Consider the following 16,982-nt stretch of genomic DNA (forward strand, 5'->3'; position numbering starts at 1 on the left):
ACAACCATGAAAGAACAGCTGTTTCCCGTCTCCATCAGCCTCTCCAGTTATGGCGCGACGCTGGTTCGCGAACGTGGCCAGGAAAGTTTTATCGAACTGCTGGCCGAGGCCGGCGCCCGCCGGATCGAGGTGCGCGAAGAGCTGCTGACCCACGAAGACCCGCAGCGCTTTGCAACCCGTGCGGCGGCCATGGGCCTGGAGTGCGCCTACTCCTCGCCACTGGAATTGTGGCCGGCCGGTCAGTCGCGCCCCGACCCGCAACTGGCAGCCACCCTGCAACACGCCGAAGCCTTTGGCGCCCGCTGGCTGAAAGTCTCCCTGGGCTACTTCAGCGAAAACTGCGATCTGTCGGCACTGGCAGGATTGCTCTCGGCGTCACCGGTACGCTTGCTGGTGGAGAACGACCAGACCACCCAGGGCGGGCGCATCGAACCCCTTCTGCGTTTTTTCGATCAGGTCGAGCAACAGCAACTGCCGGTGAAAATGACCTTCGATATCGGCAACTGGCAGTGGCAGGACCAGTCCGCCAGCAGCGCCGCACGCCTGCTCGGCCGGCATGTCGACTACCTGCACTGCAAGGCCGTGGCCCAGCGCGCGGACGGCAAGCTCGTTGCCCTGCCACCGAGCGCCACCGACCTGGAACTGTGGGAACGTTTGCTGGGCCAGATGAGTCAAGGTGTAACCAGGGCCGTGGAATACCCGCTGCAAGGCGACGACCTGCTGGCCGTTACACGCGAACAGGTGCACACCCTCGCCCGCCTGGGTCGCTCCATGGAGGAAACTGCCCATGCCTGAGATCGAAATCCTTTCGTTCGGCGAAACCATGGCGATGTTCGTCGCCGAACAGACCGGTGACCTGGCCCGGGTCGGACACTTCCACAAGCGCATTGCCGGCGCCGACAGCAACGTCGCCATCGGCCTGGCGCGCCTGGGTTTCAAGGTGAACTGGCTGAGCCGGGTCGGCGCCGACTCCCTGGGCCGTTTTGTGATCGATACCCTGCAAGGCGAAGGCCTGCACTGCGATTATGTCGACATCGACCCGGCCTATCCCACCGGTTTTCAACTCAAGTCCCGGGAAGACCAGGGCCAGGACCCGCAGGTGGAATATTTCCGCCGGGGTTCAGCCGCCAGCCACCTGTCGGTCGCCGATATCCGCCCGGAGCTGCTCAAGGCCCAGCATCTGCATGCCACCGGTATTCCTCCCGCCCTGTCGGCCAGTGCCCGGGAGCTGTCGTTCGAGCTGATGACACGCATGGCGGCGGCCGGGCGCAGCGTGTCCTTCGATCCCAACCTGCGCCCGAGCCTGTGGTCCAGCGAAAAACAGATGATCGAAGACATCAACGCCCTCGCCGCCCTCGCCCATTGGGTCCTGCCGGGACTGGGCGAAGGCCGCTTGCTGAGCGGTTACCAGGAACCACGGGATATCGCCGCCTTCTACCTCGACCAGGGCGCCGCCGTCGTGGCCATCAAGCTCGGGGCCGACGGTGCCTACTACCGGACCCAGCGGGACGAGGGGTTTGTCGCCGCGGTGCCAGTGAAGAGCGTGGTGGACACGGTCGGCGCCGGTGACGCTTTCGCCGTCGGCGTGGTCAGCGCGCTGCTGGAGAACCACAGCGTGGCCCAGGCCGTGGCGCGTGGTAACTGGATCGGCGCCCAGGCGGTGCAGAGCCGCGGCGACATGGAGGGTTTGCCGACCCGGGCACAACTGACAGCGGCGCGCCGGCCCGAACCCGCCGACTAAGCAAGACCACGATTTTTTGAATGCCACCTGCTGCGACAAAAACAACAAGCTCAGGAGCCACACCATGCACACGTTGAAACTCGCCACCCGCCGCTGGTGGTACATCATGCCCATCGTTTTCATCACCTACAGCCTGGCCTACCTGGACCGCGCCAACTATGGCTTCGCCACCGCCTCGGGCATGGCCGCCGACCTGCAGATCACCCCCGGCCTGTCGTCACTGCTCGGCGCGCTGTTCTTTCTCGGCTACTTCTTCTTCCAGGTGCCCGGCGCCCTCTACGCGCAGAAGCACAGCGTGAAGAAGCTGATCTTCGTCAGCCTGATTCTCTGGGGTGGCCTGGCCACCCTCACCGGCATCGTTTCCAACGCCTATATGCTGATCGGCATCCGCTTCATGCTCGGCGTGGTCGAAGCCGCCGTGATGCCGGCGATGCTGGTGTACCTGTGTTATTGGTTCACCCGCGCCGAACGCTCCCGGGCCAATACCTTCCTGATCCTCGGCAACCCGGTGACCATGCTCTGGATGTCGGTGGTCTCGGGTTATCTGGTGCAGCACTTCAGCTGGCGCTGGATGTTTATCGTCGAAGGCCTGCCGGCGGTGATCTGGGCCTTTATCTGGTGGCGCCTGGCCGACGAACGCCCGGCCCAGGCGAGCTGGCTCAGCGCCCAGGAAAAGCGCGACCTGGACAGCGCCCTCGCCGCCGAACAGGTCGGCATCAAGGCGGTGAAAAACTATGCCCAGGCCTTCCGCGAACCCAAGGTGATCATCCTCGCCCTGCAGTTCTTCTGCTGGAGCATCGGCGTCTACGGCTTTGTGCTGTGGCTGCCGTCGATTCTGAAAAGCGGCTTGAAGATGGACATGGTCGAAGCCGGCTGGTTGTCGGCCCTGCCGTACCTGGCCGCGGTGATCGCCATGCTCGCGGTGTCCTGGGGTTCGGACAAGCTGCAACGGCGCAAACGCTTTGTCTGGCCGCCGCTGCTGGTGGCGTCGGTGGCGTTCTATGCCTCCTACGCCCTGGGCGCGGAGCATTTCTGGTGGTCCTACAGCCTGCTGGTGCTCGCCGGTGCCTGCATGTACGCGCCCTACGGGCCGTTCTTTGCCATCGTCCCGGAGATCCTCCCGGCCAATGTCGCCGGCGGTGCCATGGCGCTGATCAACAGCATGGGCGCCCTCGGCTCCTTCGGCGGCTCCTACCTGGTGGGCTACCTGAACAGCGAAACCGGTTCACCGGGGGCTTCCTACCTGTTGATGAGCGGTGCCTTGCTGCTGTCAGTGATCCTGACCTTTTTCCTCAATCCCGGCGCCAGCGATCGTGCAGCCCCCAAGGGCTTGCCGAGGCCGCGTGCGCTCTCCCATCCCTGAACCCTGTCGAGCGAATCCGATGAAAAAACCGGTTGTGTTGTACAAGAAGCTCTCGCCCCCGCTGATGGCCCGCCTGCATGAGCACACCCAGGTCACCCTGATCGATGACCTCGGTGACAACGGCCTGGCGCAATTGCGCGCCGCCCTGCCCGAAGCCCGGGGACTGCTGGGTGCGAGCCTGAAGCTGGACGCCGCGCTGCTCGACCTGGCACCGCAACTGGAAGCCATCGCCAGCGTTTCGGTGGGCGTCGACAATTACGACATCGATTACCTGACCCGCCGGCGGATCCTGCTCAGCAACACCCCGGACGTGCTCACCGAAACCACCGCCGACACCGGTTTCGCCCTGATCCTGGCCAGCGCCCGACGGGTAGTGGAACTGGCGAACATGGTACGCAACGGGCAGTGGACACGGAATATCGGCCCGCTGCATTTCGGTACCGATGTGCATGGCAAGAAGCTCGGCATCATCGGCATGGGCCGTATCGGTGAAGCCCTGGCCCAGCGCGGGCATTTCGGCTTCGGCATGCCGGTGCTCTACCACAGTCACTCGCCCAAGCCCGAGGTGGAGCAACGCTTCAACGCACGCTACCTGGGACTGCACGAACTCTTGCGGGAAGCCGACTTTGTCTGCCTGACGCTGCCCCTGACCCCTCAGACCGAGGGGCTGATCGGTGCCGGGGAATTGGCCCTGATGCGCCCGGAAAGCGTCCTTATCAATATTTCCCGGGGCAAGGTGGTGAACGAACAGGCGTTGATCCAGGCCTTGCAGAACCGGCAGATCCGTGGCGCCGGCCTCGATGTGTTCGAACGCGAACCGCTGGCGCCGGACTCGCCGTTGCTGAGCCTGAGCAACGTGGTGGCCACACCGCATATCGGCTCGGCCACCTATGAGACTCGCGAAGCCATGGCGCGCTGCGCGGTGGACAATCTGCTTGCGGCCCTGGCCGGAGAACGCCCGCCCAACCTGGTCAATCCCCAGGCCTACCGGCACTGAGAGCCTTGCCGGTAGCGAGCGTTGCCACGACGCGGCAACGCTCGCGCCATCAGATCACGAAGCGCGCGACCATGGTATTGAGGTCCACCGCCAGGCGCGACAGTTCATGGCTGGCGGCACTGGTCTGGTTGGCACCGGCGGCCGACTGGGAAGCCAGGTCGCGGATGTTCACCAGGTTGCGGTCCACTTCACGGGAGACCTGGGCCTGCTCTTCCGAGGCGCTGGCGATCACCAGGTTGCGCTCGTTGATCAGGTTGATCGAGTGGGTGATCTGCTCCAGGGCCACACCGGCGGCACGGGCCGTCTCCAGGGTACTCTGGGTCCGCTGGTTGCTCTGCTGCATCGATTGCACGGCCTGACCGGTGCCATTCTGGATACCGGCAACCATCTGCTCGATTTCCTTGGTCGACTGCTGGGTACGATGAGCCAATGCCCGTACCTCATCGGCCACCACCGCAAAACCACGCCCGGCCTCACCGGCCCGCGCCGCTTCGATGGCGGCGTTGAGGGCCAGCAGGTTGGTCTGTTCGGCAATCGCGCGGATCACGTCCAGCACCTGGCCGATATCACGGCCCTGGGTCGCCAGGCCCTCGATCAGCACCGAAGTGCTTTGCACGTCCTGGGTCATGGCCTGGATAGCTTCCACCGTCTGCACTACACGGTCACGCCCTTCACGGGCGGCCTGATTGGACTGTTGCGAGGCTTCGGAAGTCGACACCGCATTGCGCGCCACTTCTTCGACCGCGCTGGTCATTTCATTGACCGCCGTGGCCGCCTGCTCGATCTCGTTGTTCTGCTGCTGCAGCCCGCGGGACGACTCCTCGGTCACGGCGCTGAGCTCTTCGGCCGCCGACGCCAACTGCGTGGCCGAACCGGAGATCTGCTCGATGGTCTTGCGCAAGTTGCCTTGCATCTTCGACAAGGCACTGAGCAAACGCGCCGGCTCATCCTTGCCCTCGACGGTAATGGCCTTGGTCAGGTTGCCGCCGGCAATGGTTTCGGCGGCTTCGACCGCTGTGTTCAAAGGCGCGACTATGCTTCGGGTCAACAACCAGGCCAGCAACACGGTCATCAGCGCTGCAACCACCGAGACCAGAATGATACCGAAACTGGCATTGTCGTATTGCTCGCCAGCCAGGTTCGAGGCGGCCTTGGCCCCGGCTTTGTTGATATTCACCAACTGGTTGAGTTGCTCGCCCATCAGGTCGGTGCCGTTCTTGATCTGGTTATTGATCAGGTTACGCATCTCCTCGACATTGTTCTGGCGCGACAACTCCAGCATCTGGTTCTGGTCACGGAGGTAGGTATCGAGCGTCGCCGCGAACTCTTTGTATTTGGCCAGCTCGTCCCCATCCGCAGGCAAATCGGCGTAACTCTTCACGTCCTTGCGAACTTTTTCCACCAGTGCAGCGACGCGTGTGTCGGCGTCCTGCAAGGATGCCGCATCACGGTTGATCAGAATGCGAAAGGACAGAATGCGCATACGCAGCACACTTTCGAGCGCATTACCCAGATAACCTACACTGGGCAGTTGATTGGTTTCCATGTCGATGGACGCCTGACGAATCACTGTCATGCGGGTCTGGGAAAAGACCCCCAGCGCAATCACCAGTAATGCAATGAATGCAAAACCAAGAAAGGCACGAGGAGCGATATTCATATTTCGTAGGGACATGGGCTGCTCTCTATAAGGCTTGAGGACTACTAGCTTCCATGCCGGAAACCTGCCAGATAGCAAAAGGCTATACCGACAGTCTTGCACCACTCTTTTCATCGACGGTGGGCTTACGACTGATTATCGGCAGAAGTTGTGAATTTATTCAGGGGGAATGAAAAAATATTTCATTTTATGACTGGGCACGGTCAAATATTTCATCACTGATACACTTATTGCCCTGCGAACATAAAATTATGGCTATATGCCATTAACTGTACAGACGTGTTCAATGAGCTGGAGCTGTAACTTGTGGGAGAACTGAACTCCCACAAGCGGGTCAAGGACTCGTCGCCCATTATTCGCCGGTCTTGATCTTGCTCCACAAGCGCGTACGAATCCGGTCGATATTCAGCGGCATCGCTTCCAGGGCAAACAGCTTGCCCATCATTTCCGGGCTCGGATACACCTTGGTGTCAGCCTTGAGTGCCGGGTCCACCAGGCTATCGGCCGCCGCATTGCCATTGGCGTACTTCACGTAGTTGCTGATGCTGGCCATTACTTCCGGGCGCAGCAGGTAGTTCATAAAGGCGTAGCCGGCCTTTTCATCCGGGGCATCGGCCGGCATGGCCACCATATCGAACCAGATGGCGGCGCCTTCCCTGGGAATCGAGTAGCCGATATTAATACCGTTCTTCGCTTCCTTGGCCCGACTATCGGCTTGCAGGATATCGCCGGAGAAACCCACCGCGACGCAGATATCGCCATTGGCCAGGTCGCTGACGTATTTCGAGGAATGGAAGTAAGCCACATAGGGACGTACTTTCATCAGCAAGGCTTCGGCTTTCTTATAGTCCGCCGGGTTCTTGCTGTGGGGGGGCAGGTGCAAGTAATTCAAGGCAGCCGGGAGCAACTCGGGGCCATTGTCGAGTATCGCCACCCCGCACTTCTGCAGCTTTTGCATGTTCTCGGGCTTGAAGATCAAGTCCCAGGAGTCCACCGGCGCGTTGTCGCCGAGCACCGCCTTGACCTTGTCGATGTTGTAGCCGATGCCCGTGCTGCCCCACAGGTACGGGAAACCATGCGCATTGCCGGGGTCGTTGACCTCCAGCGCCTTGAGCAGCGCCGGGTTGAGGTTCTTCCAGTTCGGCAGCAGGCTCTTGTCGAGCTTTTTCAGCGCCCCGCCCTCGATCTGCCGGGCCATGAAATGGTTGGACGGGAACACCACATCGTAGCCGGACTTGCCGGTCATCAACTTGCCATCCAGGGTCTCGTTGCTGTCATAGACGTCATAGGTGAAGGCAATCCCGGTCTGCGCCTGGAAGTTCCTGGTGACCTCCGGGGAGATATAGTCCGACCAGTTGTAGATCTTGACGGTCTCGGCCGCCTGGCCGAGTGAGGCGACCAGCATCAAGGGAGCAAGGGACATGCGGATCATGAGTCGATTCCTGTGTGAGTTTTTGTTGGCAGGTTCGGGCGATCAGAGGATCAGAAAATCAGCACATAGGTCTTGCGCACGGTTTCCTGGATATCCCAGATCCCGGTGCTGTTGGCCGGCAACATCAGTGCATCGCCGGCCTCTATTTGTAAGGGCTCGCCATGGTCCGGGGTGAAGGTGCAGCGCCCCTGGATGAAGTGGCAGAATTCCTGGGCGACGATCTGCCGCCGCCAGCGACCGGGGGTGCATTCCCAGATCCCGGTCTCGACACCGTCGTCGTGCTCGACGCAGGTGACCGAGGTCACTGAAACCGGCTCGCCGAGGGGCACGGCCACCGGGTTGGAAAGCTCAAGGACGGCAGTGCCGGTGTGCTTGAATTGCGTAATGCTCATAGGCTTGATCCTGCGGGTGGATGAGCCGGCGCCCAGGCGCCGGTTACTGCATGAAACCTTCCATGAACCCGGCCACGCCGCTGGCCAGCTTGCGGCGCCAGGGCGGCGTGTTGGGGTTGGCCAGGGTCTGGTCTTCATGGACGAAGCTGCGGATGATCGCGTTGTAGCCCAGCCAGCGGCAGGGTTCCGGCTCCCAGGCTTTCAGCGCCTGGAGGCCGCCCTCGCGGATCACCCAGGGTTGCCGGACCCGTTCGCTGTCCTGTTCCAGGATCAGATCGGCCAGGGTCCGCCCGCCGAGATGGCTGGCACCCACACCCTCGCCGCCGTACCCCCCGGACAGAGCGATGCCATTGGCACGGTCGCAGAGCATGTGCGGCTGGAAGCGTCGCGACATGCCCAGGTTGCCGCCCCAGGAATGGCTGATACGGACCTTCTTCAGTTGTGGGAAGAGTTCGCCGAACAGGTAGCGACGCAACTCGATTTCGTTGTCGGTAAGGTCGAAGTCATGCCGTAGCCGGCCGGCAAAGCGATAGCCGCCGCGAGCACCGAAGATCAGTCGGTTGTCCGCCGAGCGCTGGCCGTAGGTGACCTGGCGGCTGCTCTCGCTGAAGGCCTGGCCCTGGCTGAGGCCGATTTCGTCCCAGGTCGCGGCGGACAACGGTTCGGTCGCCACCAGCAGGCTTTGCACCGGCAGTTGATAGCGGCCCAGGGGCGGCAGCGTCACCGAATAGCCTTCCACGGCCGGAACCACCCAGCGACTGCGAATCAGTGCCCGGGCCGTGCGCAAGCCGCCGGAGTGCCAATCGGTCACCGGGGTGTTTTCGAAGATCCGCACGCCCAGGCGCTCGACGGCGCGGGCCAGGCCGCGTACCAACTTGGCCGGCTGGACGGTGGCGATATGGGCGGCATGGATGCCGCCGTAGGGTCGGGCGACACGAATCTGCCCGGCCAGTTGCTCGGGGCTCAGCCAGCGGTAGTCGCTTTCGTTGAGGCCTTGCTTGTAGAGTTTGTCCAGGTAGGCCCGCAGGCTGTGTTCCTGCTCGGGGTAACGCGCGGCGCAGTACAGCGCCCCGCCTTTGCGGTAGTCGCAGTCGATGCCTTCACGATCGATAACCCGCTTCACCTCGTCGGGAATGTCATGCAGCAAGTCGAAGGACGCCCGCCGCTGTTCGGGCGACAACCCGGCCAGCAAGCGATCTTCACCGAGCAGATTGCCCATCACCCAGCCGCCGTTGCGCCCCGACGCGCCGAAACCGGCGGTCTGCGCCTCGACAATCACCACGTTCAATTGCGGGGCCTGGCGCTTGAGGTAATAGGCGGTCCAGAGTCCCGTATAACCGGCACCGACAATGGCCACGTCGACATCCAGGTCCTGCTCCAGCGACGCCCGCGGTGTCAGCGGCTCATCGAGCTGATCCATCCATAAACTGATATTGCGCCATGCCGGCATTCCAGACTCCACCACCCGTAACAGATGGTGGCGATCCTAGTGCCAGCCGTCAGAGGCTGTCGTGCGCGCGTGCACGCAGAGAAATTTGCCTGGCATAGGCCTTGGGCGACAGGCCAGTGTGCTCGCGAAAGCATTTGTAGAAGGCCGACAGGGAGTTGAACCCGGCGGCGAACGCCAGTTCATCGATGCGTACCGGTGGCGCGGCCTTGTCCAGCGCCGCCAGCAGATGCTGCAAACGCGCCTGGTTGACGTAACGGTAGAAACTCTGGCCGAGCACCTGGTTGAGCAGATAGGAAATCTGATTGCGGCTGTAGCCGCACTCCCTGGCCACCCGTTGCAGGTCCAGGTCGGGGTCCAGGTAGGCTTGCTGACGCTGGAAATACTGCTGCAGGTCGTCGGCCATAAAGCTCAGTTGCCGTGGCGACAGGCCCAGGCGACTGGTCGCCGCGCGCCTACCGCCGGTGGTCGTGCTGGCGGCCTGTTCGCGCACCAGGGAAGCGTATTCATTGACCCGCCAGATCAGGCCATCACGAACGGTGATCGCCTCGCTGGAGTGAAACGACACCAGGCCCTCGCCGCCCCGCAGGGTCATCTGGTACTGGATAAAAGCGGTATTGCCATCCAGACGGATGCGATCGCTGTGCTCGAGGGCTTCGTCTGATTCGCGCGGCATACTCAGGCGCACGTATTCACGCAAGTCCGCAAGGCCGAGGACACGGTTCTGAAAGAAGTCGTGGTACTGGATCTGGGGATGGTACAGCGCCATGACCCCGTCGAGGTCGCGATGTTTCCAGCACAGGTGGTAACGCAAAACGGTTTCGCCGGTCGCCCGGGTCTGCTGCGGGCCGTCATCGTCGTCGGACATGGCGCACTCGAATCAAGATAAGAGACATAGATCAAATTACACGAAAACAATTGCCGAACGGCTTGAAAAAACTCTCCTGCGTCCATTGAACGGATGCTATTTTTAAGCCTTGTGCTGGCGGGACCATGAGGTCCCGCCGTTCCTACCCGCGAGCAAAAGGAAGCGCTCAATGAAACAGGTGGGCAACATGAGTAAAGTCTTCAGCAAGGTGACTTTCCCCAACGCTTGCCAGCTGATGCGCTGGCATTTTCATCCCATGGGCTTCGAAGCCAGCATGGATGCGCCGGGCAGCATGGTCGCCCGGCTGTTCGACCGGGTCAGTGGCGAAACGTTGATCGCCATCGCCGGCATTCCTTGCGCCACGGTGATGAACGCCGCCGATGTCGAGCGGATCATCGAGGCGGTCGAGGATGAGCTCGAGGCCTTTGTGCCGCCCATGGGGCTGCGGGCCGTCAACTGACGGCCCTACGGCTTGACCCGTAAGTCGGCGAAAAACGCCTTGTCTCCCGCCACCCGATCCGAGGCCTTCGGCCCATTCGCGGCCTGGCCGTCCTGCCCGTCCAGATACCAGTAGCAGTGCTTCACCGCCCGGGTGATGCCGACGTAGGCCAACCGCAGGATCTCGTCCTTCTGCGCCTTGTCGTAGGCCTCGGCATCGCCATCCTCCCCGAGCCCGGCCATGCGGTAGACCTGGTTCTTGTAGGGCGAACGGGTCAGATGCAGGCAGTCGCCCAGCAGGAACACCACGTCGGCCTGCAAGCCCTTGGCGCTGTGGTAGGTCAGTTGCTTGAGCCGGCGCTGCTCGAAAGGCAAGCTAGAATCAACATTAACTACAGATGAAATATGCTCATTAATCAGTAACTTATCGCTACTTTTTCGAAACAACATCAAGATACTTTCGCCACGGCGATAGTGTTCTTCCAAGCGCTTGGCCAAACCGGCATCGTCACGATCCAGCACATTGACCGGCCACAGCTCCTTGGGCTCGCCGCTGGCCTTGGCTTTCTTCCCGGCAATCGCCGGTGCCGCGCGGACGATGTGCTCGGCCGCATCGATGATGTGCTGATGGCTGCGATAGTTGTCGCTGAGCATGACCCGGGTGGTCGTCGGCGACGGGAACTGTTTGCCGAACTCCATAAAGTACTTGGGCGAGCTACCCCGCCAGCCATAAATCGACTGCCAGTCATCGCCCACGCACAATAACGACGAATGCCGGGCCGCGCGGCCGACCTGCATCGCCGGGCCACGGCGACGGATTTCCCGCAGGCTGGCCCGCAGCCAGGAAACGATCTGCGGTGACACGTCCTGGAACTCGTCGATCATCAGGTGTGACAACGGACGCAACAACTCGTCGCTGAGCAGCGCCTGGTTTTCCGGGGTGTTTTCGCCGAACAGCGAGAACATCCGGTTATAAGTCATGATCGGTGGCGACTGGGCCAGCAGATGGCTCTCCAGGGCCTTCCAGAACAAGCTCAGGGCTTCGAAGAAGAAGCGGTCCGGATCGTCCTGGGCGAAACTCATCCGCGCCACGGCGGCCGGCACATCCAGGCCGAGGTTCTCGATAAAGCCGGCGGCCATCACAAAACAGTCGAGCAGTGGCGCGGACGCCAGTTCACCCTTGACCTTGTAATCGAAGCCGGGACCGGCGGTAGCATTCCCTGCCAGGGACGCTAAAACGCATTTCGCTGACTCATAGTTTTCCAACCATATCAATGGTTTACGACAGAAAGCTTGAAACAGGGTGCGCTTCACCGCCCATTCGGCGCGTACCGTGAGTTTGGCCCCTGGACGGCTGATCTGCGGACTTTCCCGCGGATCGAAGCCCAGCACCACCCAGGCCTCCAGCTCGGCAATGTAACCATGGCAATGGAACGGCGAACCATTGATCTCGATAACCTCACGGTCAGGCTCAATCCCGGCAATCGGCCAGGCGCCCGCACGAAACCACAGGTCCTCCAGGGTGTCGCACAGCTCCTCGTCGCGTTTGGATGCCAGTTCGGTGACCGCCATGCGCTTGCGCACATCCGGGTGGTCCTGATCCAGCTCGCGCAGTTGCAAGGCCTGCTTGTAGAGCGGCACCAGCACTTCGCGAAAACGCGGGTTATCGGTATGCAAACGTTGATAGCAGGCATTCAGCTGCTGGCGCTGGGCGTCGTTGATCCGCAGGTCGAACGGGTTGCTGTCGGCGCCGTCTTCGGCGAACAGGCTACGCTCACTGAGGTTCTCGAACGCCTGCAACTGGCCGAAGCCCGGCAGGCTGCGGACCATGGGCAGAATCCGCGAATGGAAGGTACGCACCACCTCACGGGCATCCCGGGGGCTGAGCACGTGCCCCCAGAGGCCCATGACTTCCACCAGCTTGGCCATGAAGTCCTTGCGCGACTCACGGGTAAAGGTCACCACGGTCATGGCGTCCAGCTCGAAACCCAGATAGTGGGTCAACAGCAGGATGCGCAGCACCAGCGAAGTCGACTTGCCCGCACCGGCCCCCGCAATCACCGACGTCGAGGGCGTGTCACTGAAGATCATTTTCCATTGCGCCGCACTGGGCTGCGACTGGGCGGGCAGGAGCCGGGCCACATCGGCCTTGATGCGTTTCTTCAACTCGGCCGTCAACGGCAGGCGCCAGTCGTCGAACAGGTTATCGTCGACCCCGGGCGCGCGGTGCTCCGATGGCCGCGTATCGCGGATCAGCAGGACCTGGCGCCCCTCTTCCAGGCCGTCGCGCCGCCCTTCGTCGTAACCGTACTCGAGGCCCGCGCCATGGCCACTGCGAAAGCCGTCGGCCTGGCCCTGCAACCAGGACGCCACGTGCTGGGCGCGCAAGCGACTCAGCCCGCCGCCCAGCAACTTGGCCAGCAAGCGCTTGAACAGGGGCAATTGAGCCAGGGAGGAAAGTTCGGCAGGCGGTTCGGGTGTCGGTGATGGCACGCTGACTCCAGGTAGGCGACGGTCTGGGCGAAAGGCCTATGGTCGCTCCATTACGCCCCGAGTTCTAGTCAATTGCTTGTCGATCAGCCATTTAGGCGACGAATTGAAAGTCCGGAGAGAACTTTAATTATCGAACAAATCGATTGATTTAAGGCATTTTTTACGCTTTTTATCGATATCGATTTAATAGATGATCGCTGCCATCAACCACCGGTTACCGTCCTGCCCCGGCTCCTGCCGGCCCATGACGAACCTGAACAGGAGAAGACTCATGCTGCAACTTCGACCCTTCAAGACCCTGGGCGGCGCTCATCATGGCTGGCTGGATGCGCACCACCACTTTTCGTTCGCCGAATACCATGACCCGCAACGCATGAACTGGGGCAACCTGCGGGTCTGGAACGACGACGTGATCGCACCCGGCACCGGCTTTCCGAAGCACCCGCACCGGGACATGGAAATCATCACCTATGTCCGTGAAGGCGCCATCAGCCACGAAGACAACCTTGGCAACAAGGGCCGCACCGAAGCCGGTGATGTCCAGGTCATGAGTGCCGGGACCGGGATCGCCCACAGCGAGTACAACCTGGAGTCGACGCCGACCAAGATCTTCCAGATCTGGGTCATTCCCAACGAAGCCGGTTCGGCACCGTCCTGGGGCGCCAAGCCGTTTCCCAAGGGCGAACGTGGCGAAGGCTTCGTCACCCTGGCCAGCGGCAAGACCGGCGACGACCAGAGCCTGCGGATTCGCGCCGACGCCCGTCTGGTGGCGGCCAACCTGAAGGCTGGAGAAAGTGCCGAGTATCACCTGGACAGCGGTCGTCGGGCCTACCTGGTGCCGGCCACGGGGGTGATCGAGGTCAATGGCCTGCGTGCCGAAGCCCGTGACGGGGTTGCGGTGGCCGATGAGCAGGTGCTGCGGGTGACCGCCGTGCAGGACAGCGAAATCATCCTGGTGGACCTGGCCTGATTCGCTGATCGGAAAAACCAAAAAGGGGTGAACGACAATCGTCGTTCACCCCTTTTTTACGCTGCAAACGCAATCAACTGTGAGCTGGCTTGCCAGCGATAGCGATGTAGCATTCACCACCGCTATCGCCAGCAACCCGGCCCCTACAGAAACCGTGTTCAGCTCGGCGAAATCGCCCCATCCACCAGCACCTGGGCTTCTTCCACCAGGCGCTTGAGGTGATCGTCACCGATAAAGCTCTCGGCGTAGATCTTGTAGATGTCCTCGGTGCCCGAAGGACGCGCGGCGAACCAGCCGTTCTCGGTCATCACCTTCAACCCGCCAATGGCTTGGTCATTGCCCGGTGCATGACTGAGGATGCGCTGGATCGCCTCGCCCGCCAGTTGCGTGGAGATCACCTGTTCCGGCGCCAGCTTGCTCAGCAGCGCCTTCTGCGCCGGGGTCGCCTTGGCATCGACGCGCACGGAGAACGGTTCGCCCAGCTCATCGGTCAGGCCACGATAGATCTGGCTCGGGTCACGACCGGTGCGCGAGGTCATTTCCGCTGCCAGCAAGGCAGGGATCAAACCGTCCTTGTCGGTGGTCCAGACGCTGCCGTCCTTGCGCAGGAACGACGCGCCCGCACTCTCCTCGCCACCAAAGCCGAGGGAGCCATCGAACAAGCCGTCGGCGAACCACTTGAAGCCCACCGGCACTTCGTACAGGCGTCGTCCCAGACGGGCCGCGACCCGATCGATCAGGCCGCTGCTGACCACGGTCTTGCCCACGGCCGCATCGGCGCGCCACTGTGGACGGTTCTGGAACAGGTAGTCGATGGACACCGCCAGGTAGTTGTTCGGCGCCAACAGGCCGCCGGACGGGGTAACGATGCCGTGGCGGTCATGGTCCGGGTCGCAGGCAAAAGCCACGTCGAAACGCTCTTTCAAACCGATCAGGCCTTGCATCGCATAGCTGGAGGACGGGTCCATGCGGATCTTGCCGTCCCAGTCCACGCACATGAAGCGGAAGGTCGGGTCGACCTCGGTGTTGACCACTTCCAGGTTCAGCCGATAGTGCTCGGCAATCGCCGACCAGTAACGCACCCCGGCCCCACCCAGCGGGTCCACGCCCAGGCGCAGATCGGAGGAACGGATGGCATCCAGGTCGATGACATTGATCAGATCGGCCACATAGGTATTGAGATAGTCATGGCGATGGGTCGTACTGGCCTTGAGCGCTTGCTCATAACTCACACGCTTCACACCGGCCAGGCGGTTACCGAGCAGCTCGTTGGCCTTGGCCTCGATCCACTTGGTGACATGGGTATCGGCCGGACCGCCATTGGGCGGGTTGTACTTGAAGCCGCCACTTTCCGGCGGGTTATGGGACGGGGTGATGACCACGCCGTCCGCCAGGCCCGCGGTGCGGCCGCGGTTGTAGCAGATGATCGCATGGGACACCGCGGGCGTCGGCGTGTACTCGTCGTCGGCGGCGATCATGGTTTCCACGCCATTGGCGGCGAACACTTCCAGCGCACTGGCGCCGGCCGGCGTGGACAGGGCGTGGGTGTCGATGCCGACAAACAGCGGACCGTCGATCCCCTGGGCCTGGCGGTAAAGGCAGATGGCCTGGCTGATGGCCAGGACATGCCATTCGTTGAAACTCAGCTCGAACGAAGTGCCACGATGCCCGGAGGTGCCGAAGGCTACACGCTGGGTGGAGATCGCCGCATCGGGCTGGCCGGTGTAATAGGCCGATACCAGTCGCGGGATATCAACCAGCAACTGTGCCGGTGCCGGCTTGCCCGCAAAAGGACTGAGTGTCATGCAAAACCTCTGGAAATGGGGGGTACGGGGGAAGACGCGCAGTTTACTGGCAGTTCGACACTGACGTTAAGGGTTCTATCCGTTGCCGCGAAGATTTTCCATGGGAGACGCGCTCCCCCGGGAAGGAAGCGCGTCTCTTGATCGGCGCAAATGATGCGGCGCGTTAGCGCGCCCGTGCTTTCATTTCGCCAGCGGCGGCGACCTGATGATTTTTCAGGTCATAGCGCAGTCCTGCAATCAAGTCGGAAATGGCCCGACTGCTGTCAAGCTTCGAAGCCTGGATGCCGGTGACCATAAGGTCGATCCGTTCGGATTTTCGGTCGAAGACTCTGACCGTCAACGACTCATCCGCCCCCAGGCTGCATTGGCAGCGCGTGGGCAGGAAACTGCTCTCGATAATGTTGCGTAATTCCAACGTGGACAATACTTGCATGGCGACTCTCTCCTTTATGTGAGACGGCCAGGTCTTTGGCAGAATAGCCAGGGTTAGCCATTCACATCTGCGTTTCAGGCGGGCGCCCGATCCAACCTTGGAGGACGACACCGACTTTTAGATTAGGCTTTTTCACACCACTCGTTAAGGTTATTCGTCCGACAATCCGACACAATGAACATGCACTCAACATGCCGAAACAAGATGAATAATTGTTTGATGGAAAATCAATGAGTTAAGGTGCTAATAAGGCGTTAATCGGCCCGTGCGCCCGTGCAAAATGCATCAAATGCCTTCTAGGATCATGCCGTTTGCCGGTATCGTGACAAACGCCCCTGGCCTGGACCGGCATCCAGCGTCAGTGTCAGTCGGCGCCGTACCGCCACCGCATCCAACAAACGAGGGAGTCCCCCTCATGACAGGGCAACGAGAGCTCATGAATTCGACGACGATCGCCGCAACCTTCCTGCTGGCGCTAACCACCACTGGCGCGTTTGCCGCCGACAAAGCAGACCTGGCGCCGTTCCCCAAGGCCGAAGACGGGTTCACCCGTTCGGTCATTCGCGTGCCGAAGATGACCAAGGACTCCGACCACCGGGTCGAGATCATCGCCGGCAAGGTCATGCCCGTCGACTGCAACACGAAGCGCCTGGGCGGCAACCTGGACGAGAAAAACCTCGAGGGCTGGAGCTACTCCTATTACCGCCTGGAGAAAGTCACCGGGCCGATGTCCACCCTGATGGCCTGCCCGCCCGGCAGCAAGGCGAAAAAAGACTTTGTCCCGGTGATCGGCGAAGGCTACATGCTGCGTTACAACAGCAAGCTGCCCCTGGTGATCTACGCGCCCGATGACCTCGAGATCCGTTATCGGATCTGGACGCCGTCCAAGCTGATCAAGCCCGCCAGCCCCGAATAAGCCGCCCAGGTTCACGCGGCCCCGGCT

Annotated in this window: 15 protein-coding genes and 1 pseudogene; 7 read left to right on the forward strand and 9 right to left on the reverse strand. The window is 61.7% G+C overall.

Annotated features, from left to right (window positions below; all coding sequences use genetic code 11):
• Window positions 1-6: 6 nt before the first annotated feature.
• The 4 genes from CWE01_RS25795 (at window position 7) to CWE01_RS25810 (ending at window position 4,101) form a co-directional block, all read left to right on the forward strand.
• Entirely contained in the window at window positions 7-795 is a 789-nt protein-coding gene (locus tag CWE01_RS25795) for a sugar phosphate isomerase/epimerase (RefSeq protein WP_100943367.1), read from the forward strand.
• Window positions 788-1,741: a sugar kinase gene (locus CWE01_RS25800; RefSeq protein WP_100943368.1), complete on the forward strand. Its 954-nt coding sequence runs from the start codon at window positions 788-790 to the stop codon at window positions 1,739-1,741. The genes CWE01_RS25795 and CWE01_RS25800 overlap by 8 nt, the downstream gene beginning before the upstream one ends.
• A 64-nt stretch (window positions 1,742-1,805) precedes the next feature.
• Entirely contained in the window at window positions 1,806-3,104 is a 1,299-nt protein-coding gene (locus CWE01_RS25805; RefSeq protein WP_100943369.1) for an MFS transporter, read from the forward strand.
• Window positions 3,105-3,123: 19 nt separating this feature from the next.
• Window positions 3,124-4,101, forward strand: coding sequence for an NAD(P)-dependent oxidoreductase (locus CWE01_RS25810; protein ID WP_100943370.1), 978 nt, complete (start codon window positions 3,124-3,126; stop codon window positions 4,099-4,101).
• 49 nt (window positions 4,102-4,150) lie between these two features.
• Here CWE01_RS25810 and CWE01_RS34395 read toward each other — a convergent pair whose 3' ends face one another.
• The 6 genes and pseudogenes from CWE01_RS34395 to CWE01_RS25835 form a co-directional block, all read right to left on the reverse strand.
• Complete coding sequence (locus CWE01_RS34395) at window positions 4,151-5,014, reverse strand: methyl-accepting chemotaxis protein (protein WP_371917161.1); 864 nt, start codon at window positions 5,012-5,014, stop codon at window positions 4,151-4,153.
• A 42-nt stretch (window positions 5,015-5,056) separates the two neighbouring features.
• A pseudogene (locus CWE01_RS34400) lies at window positions 5,057-5,875 on the reverse strand (MCP four helix bundle domain-containing protein); the annotation flags it as partial.
• Between the two features lie 238 nt (window positions 5,876-6,113).
• Window positions 6,114-7,193 (reverse strand): polyamine ABC transporter substrate-binding protein, encoded by a 1,080-nt coding sequence (locus CWE01_RS25820; RefSeq protein WP_100943372.1) that lies wholly within the window; start codon window positions 7,191-7,193, stop codon window positions 6,114-6,116.
• Window positions 7,194-7,243: 50 nt separating this feature from the next.
• Window positions 7,244-7,585, reverse strand: coding sequence for a cupin domain-containing protein (locus tag CWE01_RS25825; RefSeq protein WP_100943373.1), 342 nt, complete (start codon window positions 7,583-7,585; stop codon window positions 7,244-7,246).
• 43 nt (window positions 7,586-7,628) lie between these two features.
• Entirely contained in the window at window positions 7,629-9,035 is a 1,407-nt protein-coding gene (locus CWE01_RS25830; RefSeq protein ID WP_100943374.1) for an FAD-binding oxidoreductase, read from the reverse strand.
• Between the two features lie 49 nt (window positions 9,036-9,084).
• Window positions 9,085-9,900 (reverse strand): nuclear transport factor 2 family protein, encoded by an 816-nt coding sequence (locus CWE01_RS25835; RefSeq protein WP_100943375.1) that lies wholly within the window; start codon window positions 9,898-9,900, stop codon window positions 9,085-9,087.
• Between the two features lie 169 nt (window positions 9,901-10,069).
• Here CWE01_RS25835 and CWE01_RS25840 point away from each other — a divergent pair, with 169 nt between their 5' ends.
• Window positions 10,070-10,360, forward strand: coding sequence for a DUF1652 domain-containing protein (locus CWE01_RS25840; RefSeq protein ID WP_100943376.1), 291 nt, complete (start codon window positions 10,070-10,072; stop codon window positions 10,358-10,360).
• 5 nt (window positions 10,361-10,365) lie between these two features.
• Here the strand turns inward: CWE01_RS25840 and CWE01_RS25845 are convergent, their stop codons facing one another.
• Window positions 10,366-12,831: a UvrD-helicase domain-containing protein gene (locus tag CWE01_RS25845; RefSeq protein WP_100943377.1), complete on the reverse strand. Its 2,466-nt coding sequence runs from the start codon at window positions 12,829-12,831 to the stop codon at window positions 10,366-10,368.
• Window positions 12,832-13,102: 271 nt separating this feature from the next.
• On the opposite strand from CWE01_RS25845, the gene CWE01_RS25850 reads away from it, so the two are divergent.
• On the forward strand, window positions 13,103-13,801 hold the full coding sequence (locus CWE01_RS25850) for a pirin family protein (protein WP_100943378.1): 699 nt from the start codon (window positions 13,103-13,105) through the stop codon (window positions 13,799-13,801).
• Window positions 13,802-13,959: 158 nt separating this feature from the next.
• On the opposite strand, the gene pgm is transcribed toward CWE01_RS25850, so the two are convergent.
• Window positions 13,960-15,606 (reverse strand): phosphoglucomutase (alpha-D-glucose-1,6-bisphosphate-dependent), encoded by a 1,647-nt coding sequence (pgm, locus tag CWE01_RS25855; RefSeq protein ID WP_100943379.1) that lies wholly within the window; start codon window positions 15,604-15,606, stop codon window positions 13,960-13,962.
• 163 nt (window positions 15,607-15,769) lie between these two features.
• Complete coding sequence (locus CWE01_RS25860; RefSeq protein WP_100943380.1) at window positions 15,770-16,039, reverse strand: DUF1652 domain-containing protein; 270 nt, start codon at window positions 16,037-16,039, stop codon at window positions 15,770-15,772.
• Window positions 16,040-16,475: 436 nt separating this feature from the next.
• Here CWE01_RS25860 and eco point away from each other — a divergent pair, with 436 nt between their 5' ends.
• Window positions 16,476-16,955 (forward strand): serine protease inhibitor ecotin, encoded by a 480-nt coding sequence (eco, locus tag CWE01_RS25865; protein ID WP_100943381.1) that lies wholly within the window; start codon window positions 16,476-16,478, stop codon window positions 16,953-16,955.
• Window positions 16,956-16,982 lie beyond the last annotated feature (27 nt).

This window comes from Pseudomonas sp. QS1027 (assembly GCF_002814235.1).
Lineage (GTDB): Bacteria > Pseudomonadota > Gammaproteobacteria > Pseudomonadales > Pseudomonadaceae > Aquipseudomonas.

Bases quoted from the DNA above. Each gene is read 5' to 3' on its own strand.
- CWE01_RS25795 (WP_100943367.1), top strand. From the start codon at position 7: ATGAAAGAACAGCTGTTTCCCGTCTCCATCAGCCTCTCCAGTTATGGC.
- CWE01_RS25800 (WP_100943368.1), top strand. From the start codon at position 788: ATGCCTGAGATCGAAATCCTTTCGTTCGGCGAAACCATGGCGATGTTC.
- CWE01_RS25805 (WP_100943369.1), top strand. From the start codon at position 1,806: ATGCACACGTTGAAACTCGCCACCCGCCGCTGGTGGTACATCATGCCC.
- CWE01_RS25810 (WP_100943370.1), top strand. From the start codon at position 3,124: ATGAAAAAACCGGTTGTGTTGTACAAGAAGCTCTCGCCCCCGCTGATG.
- CWE01_RS34395 (WP_371917161.1), bottom strand. From the start codon at position 5,014: ATGCAAGGCAACTTGCGCAAGACCATCGAGCAGATCTCCGGTTCGGCC.
- CWE01_RS25820 (WP_100943372.1), bottom strand. From the start codon at position 7,193: ATGATCCGCATGTCCCTTGCTCCCTTGATGCTGGTCGCCTCACTCGGC.
- CWE01_RS25825 (WP_100943373.1), bottom strand. From the start codon at position 7,585: ATGAGCATTACGCAATTCAAGCACACCGGCACTGCCGTCCTTGAGCTT.
- CWE01_RS25830 (WP_100943374.1), bottom strand. From the start codon at position 9,035: ATGCCGGCATGGCGCAATATCAGTTTATGGATGGATCAGCTCGATGAG.
- CWE01_RS25835 (WP_100943375.1), bottom strand. From the start codon at position 9,900: ATGTCCGACGACGATGACGGCCCGCAGCAGACCCGGGCGACCGGCGAA.
- CWE01_RS25840 (WP_100943376.1), top strand. From the start codon at position 10,070: ATGAAACAGGTGGGCAACATGAGTAAAGTCTTCAGCAAGGTGACTTTC.
- CWE01_RS25850 (WP_100943378.1), top strand. From the start codon at position 13,103: ATGCTGCAACTTCGACCCTTCAAGACCCTGGGCGGCGCTCATCATGGC.
- pgm (WP_100943379.1), bottom strand. From the start codon at position 15,606: ATGACACTCAGTCCTTTTGCGGGCAAGCCGGCACCGGCACAGTTGCTG.
- CWE01_RS25860 (WP_100943380.1), bottom strand. From the start codon at position 16,039: ATGCAAGTATTGTCCACGTTGGAATTACGCAACATTATCGAGAGCAGT.
- eco (WP_100943381.1), top strand. From the start codon at position 16,476: ATGAATTCGACGACGATCGCCGCAACCTTCCTGCTGGCGCTAACCACC.